We start from the raw sequence: 16,122 nt of genomic DNA on the forward strand, positions 1-16,122 counted from the left end.
GATCATCCCGCGATGACGCGCTTTTCGAGCTGGGCAACGCGGTCTGCTATCTGGTCAAGGGCTGGAACGACCACTTCCAGCACGATTGTCGGCGCGCTCGTCTCCTTCAAGGCCCCAACAAAGCGGTCACGCTCCGCGAGCCAAATACGATGACGCTGTTTCCCGCCCATGCCGTCTCGTTTTGCCCCTTCGATCAGTGCCTGATAGCGGAGCTCCAGCGTCGCCGCATCAGTGAGCAGCGCCGCCAGCAATGACTTGAACGGAGCATTCAACTCCGGCATTTCCAGGTACTTCTTGGTAGGGTTCGCGCGCTCCGCTTCGGCAGCCGCTTCCATGAGGCTCGCGTAATGGTAGAAGCCGGGATAGTCCTGACACAACTTGGCAAGCTGCTGGTCACTGGCACCTACCCAAACACGCTGCAGGTCGGGTATGTGGCCCGCCATACAATGGATCAGCTCGCCTCCCGTAACCCCTTCTCCCGTGAGTTGCCGGACACGTTGGTCCATTGCCGCTGCCATTTTGCGGAATTTTTCCATGGCCATCCGCAGCCCTCCCTTTTAGTACTCGCGCAGGCACCGCCGCCGCGTCCCGTCGGCGATGAAATAGCGAAACCACGCTCAACGGATTCTCGGCATCGTCATCTCCAGAATACCCTAGGCGCGTGTGCAGTGGTGTTCCGGAACCTCCCAAACGTGCCTCTTACCAAAATGGCAAAGCCTCGCTGCTCGCTCTACTGGCTTTCGTCCTCCAGGGCGTTGTTTGCCAGCTTCGGCTCGGTCCAACGCCTTAGCGCGCGGCTGACTTGACTTCGGCGGTCGCTCTGTAGAGTAAAAAGCATGCAACCCGACTCCATGCTCATGCTCTCCACTACACAACTCCCCCTGTTTCCCCTCGCGCCAACGCTCTGCAACGATACCGCCGAGCCAGCCCTGCTATTGATGGCCTGCTCCGGCTCGAAGCTCGATCGGGATGCGCGTGCTATCGACCTATACCGGGGCGTCATGTATCAATCGTACCGGGCACACCTGCGCACCGATGCGGCGCCTAGTGTCCTGATCCTGTCCGCGCGTCACGGCTTCCTGCATCCCGACACCGAAATTGCGCCATATGACGAGCGCATGACGCGGCAACGCGCCGACGAGATGATGGCCGACTTGTCGAGCTATCTTCGGCCCCGTGCCTGGCCAACGCGTGTCGGATCGGTGATGCTCGCCGGCGGTGCCGAATATCGGCGCGTCATGCGCGCCGCGCTGGCGCGCCGGTACGGCCCTACCCTGCCTGTCCTGCAGGAATCCTATGGTGGTATCGGCATGCAGCGATCTCAGCTCGGCGCCTTTCTTGACGGACTGAAGCCTGCATTCCGCGACCAGATCGGTCAGCATGCCAACGGCACACCGATTTTTCGCGCCTATGGACGAATCGTGGCTGGCGACGTTGCTACCTTGCGCTACCGGGCAGCGCCCGCTCTGCCCGCCCGCCAGGCCCGCGTGCTCTCGGTCTTCAATGGGCCGAGCGGCCCCACCGCTGATGTTGAGGTGGAAGACCTTGTGCGCGGGCGCACGAGAATCTGCCCGCGTTGGGTCAGCGTCGCAGATCTGCACACTTCCACCAAGGAGCCGGCATGAGCGATTTTGACCGGGAGCTGCATCGGGAAGCGGTAGAGCTATGTCAAACGGGACCGGCAACACCCGACAAACTTGTTGCGCTGGCCCACACAGGGCTGAAGGCGTGGGCGAAGATCGGCAATCTCCAGTTCCCGCCCGAAAAGCGGTATGCGCTGCTACAGGAGGTCATGCGCTACTGCGCCGACGCATGCCTGCTCGCGTGCTGTTTCACGCAGGAGGATCGCTTGGAGCGGATCGCGGGCATGCTGGATGCCGCCTACCCACGCTATGCCTGCACCCGCGCAAGGCTCGCCGCGCGCCGCAACCGTTATGGGCGGCCGCGATTTTGACCTCTCGCCTGCAAGCCATATCCGCCGCATAGCGGCGGCAGGGGTGTGGGATGGGTCAAATTCAGTATATAACAGCGGGTATGACACAAATGGACTCCCCCTGGCTCAGCAATCCCACCCTGGCCTACCGTGACTGGCAGGCGCGTGAGGCGGCTGGCGCTGATCGGCGCCCTTTCTCCGCGCGCTCGATCGTCCAGCACCAGGCGATGTTCGAGAACTTCCGACGACACCTGCTGGCGAGGAGCGCGACCGTTGCCTCATTTGGCACCGCCGATATCGAGGCGTTTTTGCAGACCCCCGACGCCAGGTCATACTCTCCGGCCACACGCATGCGGTACGTGAAGCTGCTGGACCGCCTGTGCCGGCATCTGGTCTTCGCCGGTGTGCGCCTGGACAACCCAGCCGCCCTGATGCTCTCCGCCGAGCGCTGGCCAGACCAAGAGCCCACACCCCAGTTCCTTGACGAGGCTGAGGACGCGCGGCTGCAGGCCTATCTTCAATCCCCTGCCGACGATCTGGCCGGCTTGCGTAGCCGGGCGATCGTCGCGATGTTTCTCGCAACGGGGATTACCGCGGCGGAAGCGCGAGCCGCGCGTTTGGGGGACCTAGTGCCGGATACAAACCCGCCCTATCTCTTCGTGACGGGACATGGGGCGCGGGACGCGCGCACTGTTCACTTGGCCGAATTCGCGGTACCGCTACTTCAGGCCTGGCACGTCCGCCGCGCAACGCTTCCCGTCGAAGGCGACCTGCTTTTTACCCTTACCCCGGATGGCCGCCCCATCACCGACATGAGCTTGGGCCGGATCGTGGCCGCCACGCTGGAAGCGATAGGATTCTCCGGCGTCGAGCCAAGTCCCCGCACGCTGCGCAATACGTTTTGCCGGCGTCAGCTGCTCGCTGGCTGCACGCACGACGACGTGACCCGGATCTTAGGACTTGCCAGCAATCGCACCTGCGACCGCATTGCCGCTACCATTTCGGCTGCCCGACGGCGAAAAATCATGAAATGATCGGGGTTTCAGCGCATCTCACTATTGCACTCGCGCTTGCATTTGCTATTCTTCGCGGATGCGATGTACGCGATATCCCGCGCGCACGCATTTCTTAATCAGGTACGACTATGGCCACGAAAGCATCCGCGAAGACTGCAACGAAGACCGCCGCAAAGAAGGCTGCCCCCGCAAAAAAGGCTGCCCCCGCAAAGAATGCCGCTCCGGCTAAGAAGGCTGCCGCAGCCTCCCCGGTTGCCAAGCCGCTGAAGGACACGTTCAACAAGTCGAGCCTCCTCGCCCATCTGGTCGCCCAGACCGAACTGGACAAGAAGACCGTCCAAACCGTTCTGACTCATCTGGAAAACACCATGGTGAGCGCGATCCACAAGAAAGGCGCAGGCGAGTTCACCTTCCCCGGCCTGTTCAAGGTCTCGGCCATCCAGGTTCCGGCCACAAAAAAGCGCTTCGGCAAGAATCCGTTCACGGGCCAGGACCAATGGTTTGCCGCCAAACCGGCCAGCGTGAAGGTGAAGGTTCGCGCGATGAAGAAGTTGAAGGACGCCGCGATGTAATCGCCACGGTTCCCACGAACCAAAGAAAAGGCCCCGAGATTTTGCGTGATCTCGGGGCTTTTTCCATGGGCGCTTAGAAGAGGGATTGCTGCGGCGTAGCAGCTTGCCGCCACGCCAGCTGACTGCTCGCCGGAAGGTCCTCGAAGGATGCCGCCCGCGAACGCAACGCACCCACATCGTAGTCGAGGGTGAGCTCGAGGCGATCCTTGTACGCGGTACGGCGCGCAATTTCGTCGTGCTCCGCCCGCTGCGAATGAGAAAGCGTCAGGCACCCATACTGCGCGTACCACCAGTAGCCAGCCGTCACCTGGCCGGGTCCCACGCCAACGTCATGGATCTCCAGCAAGCGATCGACCTCGAACTCTGAGATCAGGAACGCCGCCTCCGCGTCAACGGAGAACTGCTGTACAGTAGGCAACGCCCATACTTCACGGCCATCAGCTGTGACCTGCAGCGCAGGACCACAGGCGGAGTCGGCCGTTAAGCTCTCGAGGTAGGGATCTCGCAGGCCAGTCCATTCCGCCGGTTCAGCCGTGTCGTCCCATTCCGATCCCACGTGCAGGAAGCGCGCCGTCGGCACCGCGGTCTGGGCGACTTGGGGCAGATCGGGAATGTCATACCGGACGCCCCGCTGGTGGATGTCCCGCCAGTCCGCCCATGCGGCGAAGGGTCTGGCTAGCCCATTGAGCGACTGCAGCGCATCCACAGCAACAAGCAGGTCCAGGGGCAGCAGCTCGAACTTCGGCCGCTCTCCAACGCGCTCAGCACGGCATTGCTCATCGTAGTCCAGCTGGAGCATGTACCGCACCAGTTCCCGAACCATTGTAGGGTGGTACGTGTCCGGCTGTACCTTGATCCAGCCCCCGCGGATGGTTCGACCCACCCAGTGCCGCCGCGACCAGTCAAACCGCGTGTTGCGGATAAACCGGTTCAGGCGCTGCAGGCCTGCAGCGTATGCGTAGCGCCCGTCGTACTCGATCATGTTGGCAAGGCTCTTGTCCTCTGCCATCTGGCAGACGTGGCAGCCGAGACGAGCCCCGCACTTGCCCTGCCGACGCGAGCCTGCACCTTCAAGAATTGCATCCGCCACGACGGCGCAGGACGTCCCGCCCGCATGGGCATAGATACGCCGCATATCCTCGAAGTCGGAGTAGCCGGGACGCGCCCCACTTCCATACAGCGCGATGCCCTCCCAAATATCGTCATCCTGCCAGTGGCAAACGGGGCTCAACACGAGGTCGCCGTCCTGGTTGCGCGCCGGCAGCGTGGCTGATTCACCGCGCTCCCGCATGCTGATGCTACGCCGCGTGCTTTCCACAAAGCGGGTGCCAAGCAACGTCACCGGCTCCGCGTGGCCCTGTCCTCCCAACGACCGAAAGAGTTGTCGACGGAAGGTGCGTTGTGGCGATATCTTTAAGTCCGTTGAGCAATCCGCGTGCGTGCCCGGAAAGCTGGGCAGCGCCCGGCCGGAGAGGACTTTCACCTGAAAAGTCGAGGCCATCGTCGGCCGCACGACGCGCGTGATGACGCAGAATCCATGCCGCTTGCCGAACACTCGCATACGCTCGAGCTCATGGCGGTAGTGCTGGGCGACTTCGGGTGACTCCACGAGGGTATCCCCGGTGGTCGCGACGACCAGCGGCGCGCCGCCCGCAGCTTGATACCGCGCTGCGGCGTGTAGTGCCAGCGCGGCGACCATGCTGCTGTCCTTGCCGCCGCTATAGGCGAGAACCAGCGGGTGGCCGGCTTCCAGGATGGCAAGGATGGCACGGATGGCCAGGTCTGCCTTGTCCTCGATTGGATCGAGGGCACCCTGGGGAAAGAGAGAAATGGTTTGCACGTGACCCCTTCGGAGCGAGGCCACAGCCCACAGGGGCCGGGCCCCTATGGGTTGTAGAGTGGTGGATGTGCTACAGGTCGGCGAGATAGGCGATGGCGCCTTCCGTGCCGGCAAGGCGCTGGCCCTCGCGACAACCTGAGAAATCAGGAACCTTGCGTTCGATCTCGTTGGCCAGCTGGCGCAAACGCCTTGCTGCTTCGGCCGGCCCGGAAGTCCCCTGAAACGTGGGGCCTCCAATGTCAATGCCAACAATGAGGTTCATGGTCCATCCTCACGCGGCAACGGCCTGCGGCACCAGCTTGCGCAGCGCCTGCTGGTTGGTGTCGATGTAGGTCAGCATGCCGTCCAGCTTCACCGCCATCTGATGGCCAAAGTACGCCGCCTCGGGTGAGACCTCGACCTGCCTGGCCTTCTCGAATGCCGCCAGCACTGTCGATCGCTCGACGGTTGCTCCCATCCAGCCGAACACACGAAAGAAGGTATGCACCTTCTTGCCGCGCGGCAGCAGCTTTGCGGCATCGGCCGCGGAAATATAGGTCTTGGACATAAAAGAATAGAAGAAAGGCGAGGCCAGCCCCTTGCGGGAACTGGCCTCTGATTGACGGAAGGAAAAGGGAAAACTACGTAGGGCTACCCGGCAGCAAGCGCCACCACGTCGATGACGCCGTCGGCTTCGTCGACCAAGTCTGACGTGTGCGAGATGAAGAACTCCCGCTCATACCTGCCCTGGCGCATCACCTCGCGCTTCATGCGCATGAAGGCGCGCTTGCGCTCGGGATCCAGCGCACCGTCCGCCTCGTCGGTGAACAGCGTCTGGAACGACTGCCCGGAATCCTGCGCCCGGTAGAGCGCAATTCCACGGGTCAGGCACTCGTTGATCCAGATCTTCTGCCCACCGGACATGACAGCGAAGTTCTTCGCGTTGTCACTCTCGGCGTCATGCACCTCGATCTCGAACCCCTCGCGCTTGTCGCCGTTGGCCAGTGTCGTCTGTGTCTGGATCGCGATGGTGAATCGCGGCCCGTAGCAGGCGAGCAGCAGGTCATTGACGATCCGCGTGAGCGCCGGGCCGGCGTCATCGATGGACAACGCGATCACGCCGTCGTTGCCCAACGCCTTCGCCAGCAGCTTCCACTGCGCAATTTCGTCGGACAGCCGGTCAGCCTTGCCCTGTACCGCAGGCAGTCCGGACAGCTGCGCCTCGACGCGCTCGCGCTCGGTGGCCAGGCTGGTCTGCTGGCGGATCAATGCTTCGATCCGCCCATCCAGCGCGACCACGGCCTCGCGGCTTTGGCGCAGACGCACATCCATCGCAGCCAGCAGGCCGGTGACGTCTTCCGTCGCCAGCCCCGACAGCTCACGCTGCACGACCAACAACTGCGAGTCCGCTTCGGCAACGTCCCGGTCATGCCGGGTCTTGCTGGCAGCGTCTTCGTCGGTCAGGGCGGCCAGATCGAGCTCGGCTTGCGCCAGCCCTTCCTGTGCCACCTCCAGCATGGGCTTCTTCGCCGCCAGGGCGGTCAGCCGTTGCAGCTCCTGCTGATCGCGGGCCAGTGCCGCCTGCAGGGCCGCCACGGCGGCACGCTGGGCCGGCAATTCGGCCACCGCTTCCGACAAGGGCTTCATCGCCTGCAGCTTGGCCTGGTAGCTCGACCGCAGGTCCTGCACGAGGATGACCTGCTCGGCCAGCTTCCCCTTGGCGTCGCGCGCTTGAGCGAGCAACGGGCAGGTGGCGTGCATGGGATCGGCCCGGCATGGCACCGTTTCGATCACATCGGCCTGGCCCTTCAACGAGGCGGCATACTGCGCCGCCGACTTGCCGCGGGCTTCCAGCCCTTGCAACTCGCTGGAAAGCGCGGCGTGCTGCGTGTGCTGCCCTTCCAGACGGCTGACGGCCTGCTGCTTCGTGGCAAAGTCGCCCTGCTTCTGGCCAATGGTCATCTGCAGGACGTCGCGCTGCTCCGCGGCCGCGAGAATGGCCGGCCCTTCGGCCAGCACCAGCTTGCGGCTGGCGATCAGCTGCTCCAACTCCCGCCGCCTTGTCGCGGTGCGGGTGGCCACGGCGCGCTGGTCGGCGTCCAACTGCCGCCGGCGTGCTCCCAGTTCGGTTTCCCGTTGCTTGAGCTCACGCAGACGAGCTTCGGTAGCCGCGCTCGCACTTTGCCTGGCCGCCAGCGTCGCGCGCTCCTGGAGGAGCTTCGCGCCGTCGGCGGTTTGTGCATCGCGTTCGCGCCGTGCCCCGGCCAGAGCCTCGTCGGTCAGACCGATATCCCGGCCCAACTGCGCAGCCCGCTCGCGCTGGGCGGACAGGCCGACCAGTTCGCGCTGCAGGGTGTCCAGATGCCTCGCCAACCCCTTTGCCACCTCCCCGGCTTTCGCCGACAGGTCGCGCAGATGGTCAATGCCAAGCAGCTCAGCCAGCAGCTTCTTGATCTCGCTGGCCTGGTAGCTGGCAATCGGGCGGCGGTTCTGCGCCGAAAACACGCTGGTGAAGAAGGCTTCCGGCGACCCCATCACCGCCTCGATGCAGCGGTTGTAGGTATCAGCCTTGCCATCCGATAGTGTGCCGTCGGGCAGCTGCAGCGGTACCCAGTCACCGTTGGCACCCTTCTCGAACAAGTAATACTCGGCCTTGCGGCTCTTGCCCGGGTTGCGGAACGCGAACGTCGACCGGTACTGCTTGCCGGCGTGCTCCCATTCCAGATCCTTCTCGCCACGGGTGCCACAGAGGTGATCCCAGTATGAGAAGGCGTCCGCGGACATTTTCGAGGCGTGGCTGGGCATGATCGGATACGGATGGAGGTTATCCATCAGTGTCGTCTTGCCGGCCCCGTTGGGGCCGACCAGGGCAATCAGGCCGGGCGGCAGGCTGGTCAGGTCCAGCGTCACGCTGTCACGGCGCATGCCATCGCGCACGCCATGAAAGCCCGAGAGGGTCAGCTTCAGTGGGCGCATTCGGACACCTCCATGCCGGTCATCGCGGCCAGGTAGTCGCCGGGCAGCTCCATCACATCGCCGTCATAGGACGGCATGTCAGGGACCACCGCTGGCGCGTCCCGCTCGGGCAGCCCGGCCAGCGCACGCTCCAGGGAACGCACGGCGGCGGCGAACTGCTGGCGGGCCAGCGCGATCACGTCCGGCCACATGGTGCAGCCGCACAGCGCCCTGAGTTCCAGCGCGCTCCACTGGCTGGCATAGCCATGGGAGAACGACCAGAGCAGGTTCTGCATTTCCAGCGAGGGGGTGACCTCGTACCAGTGCTGGCCATCAGCGGCGTGCACCGCGAGGACCAACAGGTGTTCGCGCTGCGCTACTACCGTGCCGCGCCCTGCGCCAAACGGCTGGAACAGGGTGCTGCGGGTGAAGCCGTGTGCGTCCGCCAACCGCGCGGCCAGTGTGGACGGGGGTAGAGCGGTTTCAAAGGTTTGGGCCCAGTCTGGGCCAGCAGGGTAAAGAATCATGATGCACTCCAAAGTGGACGGAGTGCATTCCCGGACGGGAAGCACCCGTCAGGGTTCAAATGGGATGAAACAGCGGTCGATGCGTCCGAAGGACGCGGGTAAAACCTTGTTTCGACAGCCCCGGAGGGCTCTCGGAACATGGCTCTGGCCAGGTTCAAGGGTTAGGCGGCAGCTTCCGCAAACAGGTCGTCGGTGAGCCAGTCCATCGCCGGTGGCGGTGCGCTCGGCTTCACGATGACAGGCGCGGGGGTTTCGACTGGGGCCGGCACTGCCTCCACCACGCGCTCAGGTGCAATCCTCGACGCGGCGGGGGCCGCGACTTCTGATGTACCCTCGCGATCCAGCTGCTGCAGTACCAGATCCGCGATGGCCTGCGGCTCGGCGTGCTCCAGCATCGACAGACGATCCAGCAGCGGGTTGGTGTCGACGTGCGTCAACTCGCCCCATCGCGTGATCTTCTCCGACAAACTGGTGGCGCGGCTAATGCCCTCGGCGCGGCTGCGCACGGCGGGCAGGACCCGGCCTTCCAGCTTCACCTCGGCCGCCTTGGCAAACAGAACGCCGACGGCGTCGCGATCGACGGCCTGGCGGTGTTCTTCGTCCACCACCCAGCGGATGCGCACGAACTTATCGGACGCGCTGGCGGCAACGCGGGCCAACTCGTCCATGTCGGGCGGGCCGTCGAAGTCGATGCACAGCGTCTCGCGGGCGGGCGTCACAACCGGAGTTGCTTCCGCCAGTCCCGGCGAAACATGCCATTGCAGGTAGGTCTTGTCGCCAATCTCGCCGTAGTGGAAGCGTCCGATCGAACCCGGATACGCCACAAGCCGTCCCTCGCGGTCCCATTGCTGGGCGCGGTGGATGTGGCCGAGCATGAAGCCGTCGCATTGCGCATCGAACAGCGACCCGATGGTGAATTCGTGATCGAATCCGGCCATCGGCACGCCATGTTCGGTTTGGCAGCCGTTGACGGTGCCATGCGAAATGCCCATCGTGCGGATTCCGCGGGCGCGGAGCTTCTGATTCACGGTGCCGGCAGCGTGCAGGTAGGCAGCCAGATGGTCGCCGACTGCGGTCGCAGCCTCCGTTGCCCCCACAGCGGCGGCGAGCATGGCCTTGTTGACGGTGGGCACGCAGGTGAAGATCACCTCCGGCGCCCCATCGGCGAGCAGCGCGTCGATCTCAGCCGGCGTGAACAGCGCGCCCGCTGACGCAGTGAACTCGCCGTCGCACAGCGCCACCTGATGGATGCGGTCAGCGATGTAGACGGGGTAATGGCTGCCAACGAGGCGAAACAGATCCAATGTGCCGGGCGGCTCGTGGGAAAAGGTGCCTTGCAGCATCACTATCGGCATGTGCTCCGAAAGCCGGCGGATACGCTGGGCCAGCACGCGCAGCGCCGGGGTGTGGGCGTCCAAGCGATGATCGGTCGAGTCGCCCGAAATGATGCCGACCCGACTGCCCGCGGTGATCGCGTGCTCGACGGCAAAGCCGAAGCAGCGATCCGCCTCGACCAGATTGCCGGTTGAGTAATGCAAGTCAGAAAAGTGAGCCAGCAGCAGGCTCTCACTCGCGTTGAGCATGATGTGATTCTCCAATGTGATGTGCGCCAGTGGCGGCGCGCAGAGGGGAAAGACGTGGCCTGGATGGGCCACAGGTGAAAGGGATTGGGGTGAAAGCAAACGTGAACGGCGCATTGCGCGCCGCTCACCTTGCTACGTCGTCAGACCGAAGACGTAGCCTCGCGCAAGCGAGCACGGACCTGCTCGCGGAAGGCCAATGGGTTGGCCAGCGCCGTCTGCATCTCGCCGATCATGCTGTCGACGTCCTTGAGCCGCTTGGTCCAGCCCTGGCCGTACTCGATGCGCGCAAAGGTCAGCAAGTCCATCTTGTCTTGCCCCTTCGCCATGCCAAGGCGAGCGGCCAGGTCGGCCAGCACGCTTTCACGGTCCTCGGGATCTGTTTCGGTCGACATCAGCGTAGTGCCCGATGCTGGCAACCCCATCGGCGCCGGTTCAGGCGCCAACAGCATCGCGTCCGAGACATCGGCGATCGGCGTCACCGGCGGCGAAGCCGTTGCAGCCGCTGCACCTTCGAGCAGCGCAACCGCCTGGCTTGCGGCCTCCAGTGCCGGCGCCATCTGGTCTGCGCCATCCAGCAGCGCGCCCATATCGATCTCCGCGTCCAGCATCGTGAGCATCTGTTCCTGCCGCATTGGCAGGCCATCGTCACCGATGCGGGTAATCTCGACCGCCTTCTTCGAGAGCCAGAATTGCAGGCCGGCCAGGCGGCCGCCCCGTGCCAACGCCACCGTCTGCATCGCGGCATACGCCTTCTGCAACACGTAGATGGAATTGGTCGGCAACTCGATCAGGCCGAGGCCCTTAATGTCGGGAACCGCAAAGAGGAAGTTCGCGCTCAGGTTGCACTTGCGCTCCTGGTATTGCGGGCACTGGTGCGGGTCGCACACGCCATCGGGAATGGCGTCGTCCTGGCGCAGGATGATGGTGCGCCCGCCAAAGAGGCGCTTGGCGCGCTGCGCTCGCTGATCGACTTCCGGTGCGGCGTACATCTTGCAATACCGCTTGCCGTCGGTACCGTACTCGGAGAAGTACTGCAGGCCCCGCGTGCCCCATACCTTCAACTGGTTGGGCATGTTCGCCAGCCAGTCGTCGAACGCGAAGATGACGGGGAAGCGCCAAAGCTTCGGGCCGTCGCCGCGATCTTCGCCGTACTTCTGGAGAATTTCGTCGGCGGTGGCCGGATTGGTGAAGTCCGAAGCCCGGCAGGTGAACCAGGCGGTGTTCTTCGGCACCAGCGCGTTGCGCAGTTTGGTCTTGCGCTCGATCTCTTCGCCGATTGCCTCGAACGAGTCGCCGCGTGCGAGCCCGGCGTCGTGGATCTTGACCGCTTGATCATTCTCTTTGGCCCTCTTCGTGAGCACCTTGATGCCCGGACGAATCTTGCCAATGATGGGTGGCCGTGCGGGCCGTTCCTCGATCAGACTGCGAGGTTGGTTGAAGTCGGTGTAGCCAATGGCTCGTTGCATGATGCGTTGCTCCTACGTTGTTCAAGATACTGAACGACGGCGACGCGGATGGACGCAGCATGCTCCCGAAGGCGCAGGGCTATGTCGGCCCCGCGCTGGGTCGTTACTTTGGAAAGGAACGCCGCTCGGGCGGGTTCCGCTAGACCGGCCACATGGGCCGCTTCACACAAATTGAGCCACGCATTCGGTTGTCCGACGTAATCGGGCCGGCGGCGGGCGAGCGTGGCCGCGATCGCGGCACGAATCTCGGAATTCTGATCGATGGCAGACAGCATGGCTGTGTTCCTGTTCGAGGGTTCCTACAAACAAAAAAAGCCCGCTCCGAACGTGCGGAAGCGAGCTTTCTTGCAGGAAAACCCGTTGCCACGCCCCTTCCGGGGGCGTGGCGAACAGGGAGCGGTGCGCACAACGCGCAGGCTCTATGTGAGGACGCAAAGTCGTCCTCGTGCAGCAGGTTCACGCCGCACTTCGGCCCATTTAGAACACAGGGTTCACCGCAGGATCACGGATCAGCCGACGACGGCCGTTCTGCCCAGGAGGGGCCAAGAGAGAGAGACCCACATGGTCCCAGGCTCGAACGGTGTCCACAGTGCATGCCGAAGCAGCACTGGTCACGGACGCGTATTACGGATGATAGATGGGGAGCAAACGGCGAAATTGCTCATCACAATGGAATGTCCACACCGGTAGCCAACCGGTCGGCGCATGCGCTAAGGCACGACTTGAGAAATGCAATGGACTCGCGGTGGAGTCAGGTCGATGCGTCGGAGACGCGAGAAGTGAGAGCATTATGCACGGATTGCGTCAACGTGCAAAGCGCGTAACCTCGCGAAAATCGCATACCTTACGATGCGCAACGGTACCGTGTCCTGACAGAGAATCTCCGCAGAGAGAGAGACCTACGATCATGGACTTTGCCGAGCAGCCAGGGATAGCCCCTGCCCAACTACCACAATCCCCATCCGACACCGTGCAGGCCGTTCCCAACGAGCGCACCGCACCGGACACCGGCCTCAAGCCGATCACGCGACTCATCAGCGCAGACCGCATCTCACGCATCGTTCCCGAGACGGCGACCAAGGTCGAGGTGTCGTTCTCGTCGGTGTTCACACGCCGCTTCCTGCACGATGACTACAACTTCGTCGCGTCCAAGTGCTCGGTGGCGCGGGGCGGCAAGGTCAAGGCGCTGGACGAAGCCTTCCGAGAGGCTGAAATCTGGTTCACGCGCGTGACCGAGTGGCTCGCCACGAAGAACCAACTGGAGTTCTCGATCGGCTATGAATCGGTCGCCGTGGAAGTGCCCAACGCACTCGCCGGGCGACTGCTGCGCCTGCTCAACCAGTACGACAAACTGTCGTCGGCCACGCTGTTCGCGCACGTGGGGCGCTCGATCTCCGGTGCCGAGCGCGATACCCAACTCGATATCGCCAGCCGCCGCATCAACATCATCCACACGCTCTGCATTCCGGACAACGACCGGTTCGCCGATGACGGCAGCCGGCTGGCTTAGCCGCGCCTACCTATCCCGCCCTTCCGACCCCAAGGATTACCGTGGACATTCGAGAGATCCAGCGCCTGCACGAGCAGTTCGCGCACGCCCCCCTCACCCTTGAAGCGCCGACGAGCGCCCAACACTCCGGCGGCCACATGCTGCCGCCCCCCGCCTACGCCGCCGCGGGCGCGGCGCGAGCTTGGGCCGGACGCTTCGGCAATGCTCGCCTGGTCGTCAGTGTTGTGGTGGGCATCATCGCAGCAGGCGCGCTTGGCATGGCCATCGCCACATGGCAGCACGGACGGGCAACCACCGCGGCACCGCCTGAGTCCGCCGCCCCTGCCGCGCAGCAGGTCAAGCCTCCTGCCCAGGAACCCGTCCAGGCGCCGCCGTTGGCCGCCGCTGAGGTGCAGAGCACGCCCGTATCGGTCAAGGCGCAGCCGGTGGAGCCGGCTTCCAAGGTAGCCGAGCCAGTGGCAACGCCGGCGGCGCCAGTCGTTGTGCCCGCGCGCCATTCGCAGCCAAGCCCCGCTCCAGCCGCCCGGGCTGCCGCCCCGGTCGCGCGCAAAGTCGAGCCGGCGCCGGCGCAGGCACAGGCCACACCGGCCACCCCCACTGCCCGCCGTGCCGATAGCGCGGCCGAGATCAAGCTGTTCTGAGGCGAAGACGACCATGAAAGACACCCCTACCTTCAGCGTGCTCAATCGTGGCATGAGCATTCACGGCGACGTGGCGGCGGATCACGGCATTACCTGCCTTGGCCTCATCGACGGTAATCTCTCTTCGTCCGCGGGACTGCTCCATGTCGGTGTCGGCGGTATCGTGCGCGGCAAGGTCGAAGGCGATCACGTAGTTGTGGACGGGATCGTTGAGGGCGACGTGGCCGCGCGCCGCACGCTGATCCTCAACGGCCGCGTAAAGGGCGAAATCTTCTATGCCGGCACTATCCGGCTTGGGTTGAACGCGAACCTGGAGAGCAAGATCTCACGGGTAGCCGCCATCGGCAGCGGCACCGGCGCACATGTCTTTGCGAGGGAAACCGTGGCTACAGAATCAGCAGACCCTGTCGAACTTGCCGATGCGACGACCGAGCAGACCCCGAGCACATGAGTCCACCCTATTTGCGGAAACGCGCATGAATTTCTATCTCTTTTGAGGTACATGAGCCCGGTTTGCCGGGCTTTTTTGTGGGCGCCCAGCTTGGCGCAAACAACATTAGGTTTATCGCCGATCTGCGGGGTGACCGAGGGTCGCTGAACGACCCACTCCGGCCAGTCAGTCCGCTCCGAAGCAGCCGTTCAACGCGTTTGCCATGAGTTGCATGCGTCGGCTTGCTCGCGACTCGCAGCTCGAGGAAGAAGAAAACAGATTGCCCCCTCCGCTTTTCGGAATGGTGCGGACGTGGATCCGTTGAATGCATGTCAGGCGGCACGAGAGCCAGAAGTACCGCATTGTGACGAGCCCGGAGGATCTGCAATGGGCAGGTCTGGACGAACCCGGCAAGACGTGGGCGTGAGGAGTGGACGGTGAGGCCGGTTGCATACGTCCCAATCCGCCCGCTGAACTCACGCGCTGCCAGTCGCAAGGCAAAGTTACTTCAGGTGAATGAGGACTGATCCCTCCGATATCTCCGGCGCGCCCACGCCCGTGCTTCCGGCGTTTTTCGCGATCCAGTCCTTTGCCTTCTGGACGCTTTCGTCAGTGCCTGTCTTGTCCTCGCAAACAGTCACCGAGAATCCGCCATCGCCGCTGCGTGCGAGGGTGTAGCCGACAAAGCCTTTGACCGAACGCATCAGTTCTTCGACCTCAGCCGTGCGCGTCTCCAGCAGATCGAACAACTCCTTTGCACCCTTTCCGGAAAATCTCCTTATAACAGTTTGCATGATTGCATCCTCCTGTTTGACCAGCGAGACAAGCATGCCGCACGAACAATGTTTGCAGCATGTTACTTCTCTTTCCGACAGCATGTAGTGCGTGGAAGTAATTGAGAGGGCCGCGCACCTGACGTCCACGACCCATACCAAGTGTAGGAACTGTACCGTCGTAGTAAACGTAAGAAGAAGCGGTGCAATATCCTGCTCTTCAGCCAACGTCTGCAATGGCCGGTCTCTGCCCACACGTTGCGCACCCGCGCTTCCTTGAACATCTCGTTCACCACTGCTGCTTCCAACGGATGGGGCCCCCGCCGGGGGCTCAGGACCTGCAGCGGCTACCGCCGTTCCCACCACCGGGTAGCCAATATCGCAGACGCCCCCGCACGCGGTGTCACACCCCGCTGAGGTGCTGGCAATGTTCGCGAAACCAGCGGTCCAGCCCCTGCTGCGCGCCGGACCAGGTCGGCATCTCGCCGACTGCGCCGGGCGCCAGACCAAGGCTTTCCCACGCCGACTGCAAGAGTTGATCTACAGGCTTCCAGAAACGCCCACCCAGAGCCTGCGGCTCTAGAACAACGTCGTAGGCTGCAATCCATGCGCAAAGAGCCCGCCGGTCTTGCTCCGAGGGCAGCTCGGCCGACTGCAGCGCCCGTGGCGGGGGCCTGCCGATCGCGGCCGCCTCCAGCCATGCGGCCAAGGCACCACCCAGCGGCTGTTCGGCCAGTATGGCCGACAGCGCGACGCCTCGGCGCAGGTCCGCGAGCACGTACAGGCATGCGCGCGGCGGAGTCTGCCCGCGAAAGAGCGTGCAGTGGAGAGCCCAAGTACGGGCGGAGGGCGAAGGGGGCGTCTGCAAGGGCATGGGCGATAACTGGAGAGCCGCTT

General features: G+C 63.7%; 18 protein-coding genes and 1 pseudogene. 7 read left to right on the top strand and 12 right to left on the bottom strand.

Features of this window, described 5'->3' with window-relative positions:
* Positions 1 to 2: 2 nt before the first annotated feature.
* Entirely contained in the window at positions 3 to 536 is a 534-nt protein-coding gene (locus tag AC07UK_RS29930) for a transposase (RefSeq protein WP_494687062.1), read from the bottom strand.
* A gap of 101 nt (positions 537 to 637) precedes the next feature.
* Positions 638 to 718, bottom strand: a pseudogene (locus AC07UK_RS29935) (hypothetical protein); the annotation flags it as partial.
* Between the two features lie 118 nt (positions 719 to 836).
* On the opposite strand from AC07UK_RS29935, the gene AC07UK_RS29940 reads away from it, so the two are divergent.
* From AC07UK_RS29940 to AC07UK_RS29955, 4 genes are all read left to right on the top strand, one after another.
* Entirely contained in the window at positions 837 to 1,625 is a 789-nt protein-coding gene (locus tag AC07UK_RS29940; RefSeq protein ID WP_494687063.1) for a DUF6884 domain-containing protein, read from the top strand.
* Positions 1,622 to 1,954 carry a hypothetical protein gene (locus AC07UK_RS29945; RefSeq protein ID WP_494687064.1) on the top strand — a complete coding sequence of 111 codons (333 nt, stop codon included), beginning with the start codon at positions 1,622 to 1,624 and terminating at the stop codon, positions 1,952 to 1,954. The genes AC07UK_RS29940 and AC07UK_RS29945 overlap by 4 nt, the downstream gene beginning before the upstream one ends.
* Before the next feature lie 50 nt (positions 1,955 to 2,004).
* Positions 2,005 to 2,967 (top strand): tyrosine-type recombinase/integrase, encoded by a 963-nt coding sequence (locus tag AC07UK_RS29950; protein ID WP_494687065.1) that lies wholly within the window; start codon positions 2,005 to 2,007, stop codon positions 2,965 to 2,967.
* A gap of 110 nt (positions 2,968 to 3,077) precedes the next feature.
* Entirely contained in the window at positions 3,078 to 3,521 is a 444-nt protein-coding gene (locus AC07UK_RS29955; protein ID WP_494687066.1) for an HU family DNA-binding protein, read from the top strand.
* A gap of 73 nt (positions 3,522 to 3,594) precedes the next feature.
* On the opposite strand, the gene AC07UK_RS29960 is transcribed toward AC07UK_RS29955, so the two are convergent.
* The 8 genes from AC07UK_RS29960 to AC07UK_RS29995 form a co-directional block, all read right to left on the bottom strand.
* The gene (locus tag AC07UK_RS29960) at positions 3,595 to 5,361 is read right to left on the bottom strand and encodes an adenine nucleotide alpha hydrolase family protein (RefSeq protein ID WP_494687067.1); all 1,767 of its coding nucleotides are present in this window, start codon (positions 5,359 to 5,361) and stop codon (positions 3,595 to 3,597) included.
* A gap of 70 nt (positions 5,362 to 5,431) precedes the next feature.
* Positions 5,432 to 5,623, bottom strand: coding sequence for a cell division protein ZapA (locus tag AC07UK_RS29965; protein WP_494687068.1), 192 nt, complete (start codon positions 5,621 to 5,623; stop codon positions 5,432 to 5,434).
* A 9-nt stretch (positions 5,624 to 5,632) separates the two neighbouring features.
* Positions 5,633 to 5,908, bottom strand: a complete 276-nt coding sequence (locus AC07UK_RS29970) for a hypothetical protein (protein ID WP_494687069.1) — start codon at positions 5,906 to 5,908, stop codon at positions 5,633 to 5,635.
* 83 nt (positions 5,909 to 5,991) lie between these two features.
* The gene (locus AC07UK_RS29975; RefSeq protein WP_494687070.1) at positions 5,992 to 8,316 is read right to left on the bottom strand and encodes an SMC family ATPase; all 2,325 of its coding nucleotides are present in this window, start codon (positions 8,314 to 8,316) and stop codon (positions 5,992 to 5,994) included.
* Complete coding sequence (locus tag AC07UK_RS29980) at positions 8,304 to 8,822, bottom strand: hypothetical protein (protein ID WP_494687071.1); 519 nt, start codon at positions 8,820 to 8,822, stop codon at positions 8,304 to 8,306. The genes AC07UK_RS29975 and AC07UK_RS29980 overlap by 13 nt, the downstream gene beginning before the upstream one ends.
* Before the next feature lie 161 nt (positions 8,823 to 8,983).
* The gene (locus tag AC07UK_RS29985) at positions 8,984 to 10,405 is read right to left on the bottom strand and encodes a metallophosphoesterase family protein (RefSeq protein ID WP_494687072.1); all 1,422 of its coding nucleotides are present in this window, start codon (positions 10,403 to 10,405) and stop codon (positions 8,984 to 8,986) included.
* A 140-nt stretch (positions 10,406 to 10,545) separates the two neighbouring features.
* Positions 10,546 to 11,871, bottom strand: a complete 1,326-nt coding sequence (locus tag AC07UK_RS29990) for a recombination directionality factor (RefSeq protein ID WP_494687073.1) — start codon at positions 11,869 to 11,871, stop codon at positions 10,546 to 10,548.
* Positions 11,823 to 12,146 carry a DUF7696 family protein gene (locus AC07UK_RS29995; protein ID WP_479944758.1) on the bottom strand — a complete coding sequence of 108 codons (324 nt, stop codon included), beginning with the start codon at positions 12,144 to 12,146 and terminating at the stop codon, positions 11,823 to 11,825. The genes AC07UK_RS29990 and AC07UK_RS29995 overlap by 49 nt, the downstream gene beginning before the upstream one ends.
* A gap of 695 nt (positions 12,147 to 12,841) precedes the next feature.
* Here AC07UK_RS29995 and AC07UK_RS30000 point away from each other — a divergent pair.
* Genes AC07UK_RS30000 through AC07UK_RS30010 form a run of 3 tightly spaced genes read left to right on the top strand, consistent with a single transcriptional unit; the run spans position 12,842 to position 14,473 of the window.
* The gene (locus AC07UK_RS30000) at positions 12,842 to 13,381 is read left to right on the top strand and encodes a hypothetical protein (protein WP_494693901.1); all 540 of its coding nucleotides are present in this window, start codon (positions 12,842 to 12,844) and stop codon (positions 13,379 to 13,381) included.
* Between the two features lie 41 nt (positions 13,382 to 13,422).
* Positions 13,423 to 14,022: a hypothetical protein gene (locus AC07UK_RS30005; RefSeq protein WP_492316460.1), complete on the top strand. Its 600-nt coding sequence runs from the start codon at positions 13,423 to 13,425 to the stop codon at positions 14,020 to 14,022.
* Between the two features lie 13 nt (positions 14,023 to 14,035).
* Positions 14,036 to 14,473 (top strand): bactofilin family protein, encoded by a 438-nt coding sequence (locus AC07UK_RS30010; protein WP_494687075.1) that lies wholly within the window; start codon positions 14,036 to 14,038, stop codon positions 14,471 to 14,473.
* 482 nt (positions 14,474 to 14,955) lie between these two features.
* On the opposite strand, the gene AC07UK_RS30015 is transcribed toward AC07UK_RS30010, so the two are convergent.
* Together AC07UK_RS30015 and AC07UK_RS30020 are read right to left on the bottom strand one after the other, a co-directional pair.
* Positions 14,956 to 15,246, bottom strand: coding sequence for a hypothetical protein (locus tag AC07UK_RS30015; RefSeq protein ID WP_494687076.1), 291 nt, complete (start codon positions 15,244 to 15,246; stop codon positions 14,956 to 14,958).
* A 382-nt stretch (positions 15,247 to 15,628) separates the two neighbouring features.
* On the bottom strand, positions 15,629 to 16,003 hold the full coding sequence (locus tag AC07UK_RS30020) for a hypothetical protein (protein ID WP_479944761.1): 375 nt from the start codon (positions 16,001 to 16,003) through the stop codon (positions 15,629 to 15,631).
* Positions 16,004 to 16,122 lie beyond the last annotated feature (119 nt).

The organism is Cupriavidus sp. GW821-FHT07C08 (assembly GCF_059419025.1).

What these genes read in the sequence shown, in the direction of transcription:
- AC07UK_RS29995 (WP_479944758.1), bottom strand. Translation starts at nt 12,146, where the DNA reads ATGCTGTCTGCCATCGATCAGAATTCCGAGATTCGTGCCGCGATCGCG.
- AC07UK_RS29950 (WP_494687065.1), top strand. Translation starts at nt 2,005, where the DNA reads ATGGGTCAAATTCAGTATATAACAGCGGGTATGACACAAATGGACTCC.
- AC07UK_RS29980 (WP_494687071.1), bottom strand. Translation starts at nt 8,822, where the DNA reads ATGATTCTTTACCCTGCTGGCCCAGACTGGGCCCAAACCTTTGAAACC.
- AC07UK_RS29965 (WP_494687068.1), bottom strand. Translation starts at nt 5,623, where the DNA reads ATGAACCTCATTGTTGGCATTGACATTGGAGGCCCCACGTTTCAGGGG.
- AC07UK_RS30015 (WP_494687076.1), bottom strand. Translation starts at nt 15,246, where the DNA reads ATGCAAACTGTTATAAGGAGATTTTCCGGAAAGGGTGCAAAGGAGTTG.
- AC07UK_RS30010 (WP_494687075.1), top strand. Translation starts at nt 14,036, where the DNA reads ATGAAAGACACCCCTACCTTCAGCGTGCTCAATCGTGGCATGAGCATT.
- AC07UK_RS29930 (WP_494687062.1), bottom strand. Translation starts at nt 536, where the DNA reads ATGGAAAAATTCCGCAAAATGGCAGCGGCAATGGACCAACGTGTCCGG.
- AC07UK_RS29940 (WP_494687063.1), top strand. Translation starts at nt 837, where the DNA reads ATGCAACCCGACTCCATGCTCATGCTCTCCACTACACAACTCCCCCTG.
- AC07UK_RS29955 (WP_494687066.1), top strand. Translation starts at nt 3,078, where the DNA reads ATGGCCACGAAAGCATCCGCGAAGACTGCAACGAAGACCGCCGCAAAG.
- AC07UK_RS29970 (WP_494687069.1), bottom strand. Translation starts at nt 5,908, where the DNA reads ATGTCCAAGACCTATATTTCCGCGGCCGATGCCGCAAAGCTGCTGCCG.
- AC07UK_RS29945 (WP_494687064.1), top strand. Translation starts at nt 1,622, where the DNA reads ATGAGCGATTTTGACCGGGAGCTGCATCGGGAAGCGGTAGAGCTATGT.
- AC07UK_RS29985 (WP_494687072.1), bottom strand. Translation starts at nt 10,405, where the DNA reads ATGCTCAACGCGAGTGAGAGCCTGCTGCTGGCTCACTTTTCTGACTTG.
- AC07UK_RS29990 (WP_494687073.1), bottom strand. Translation starts at nt 11,871, where the DNA reads ATGCAACGAGCCATTGGCTACACCGACTTCAACCAACCTCGCAGTCTG.
- AC07UK_RS29975 (WP_494687070.1), bottom strand. Translation starts at nt 8,316, where the DNA reads ATGCGCCCACTGAAGCTGACCCTCTCGGGCTTTCATGGCGTGCGCGAT.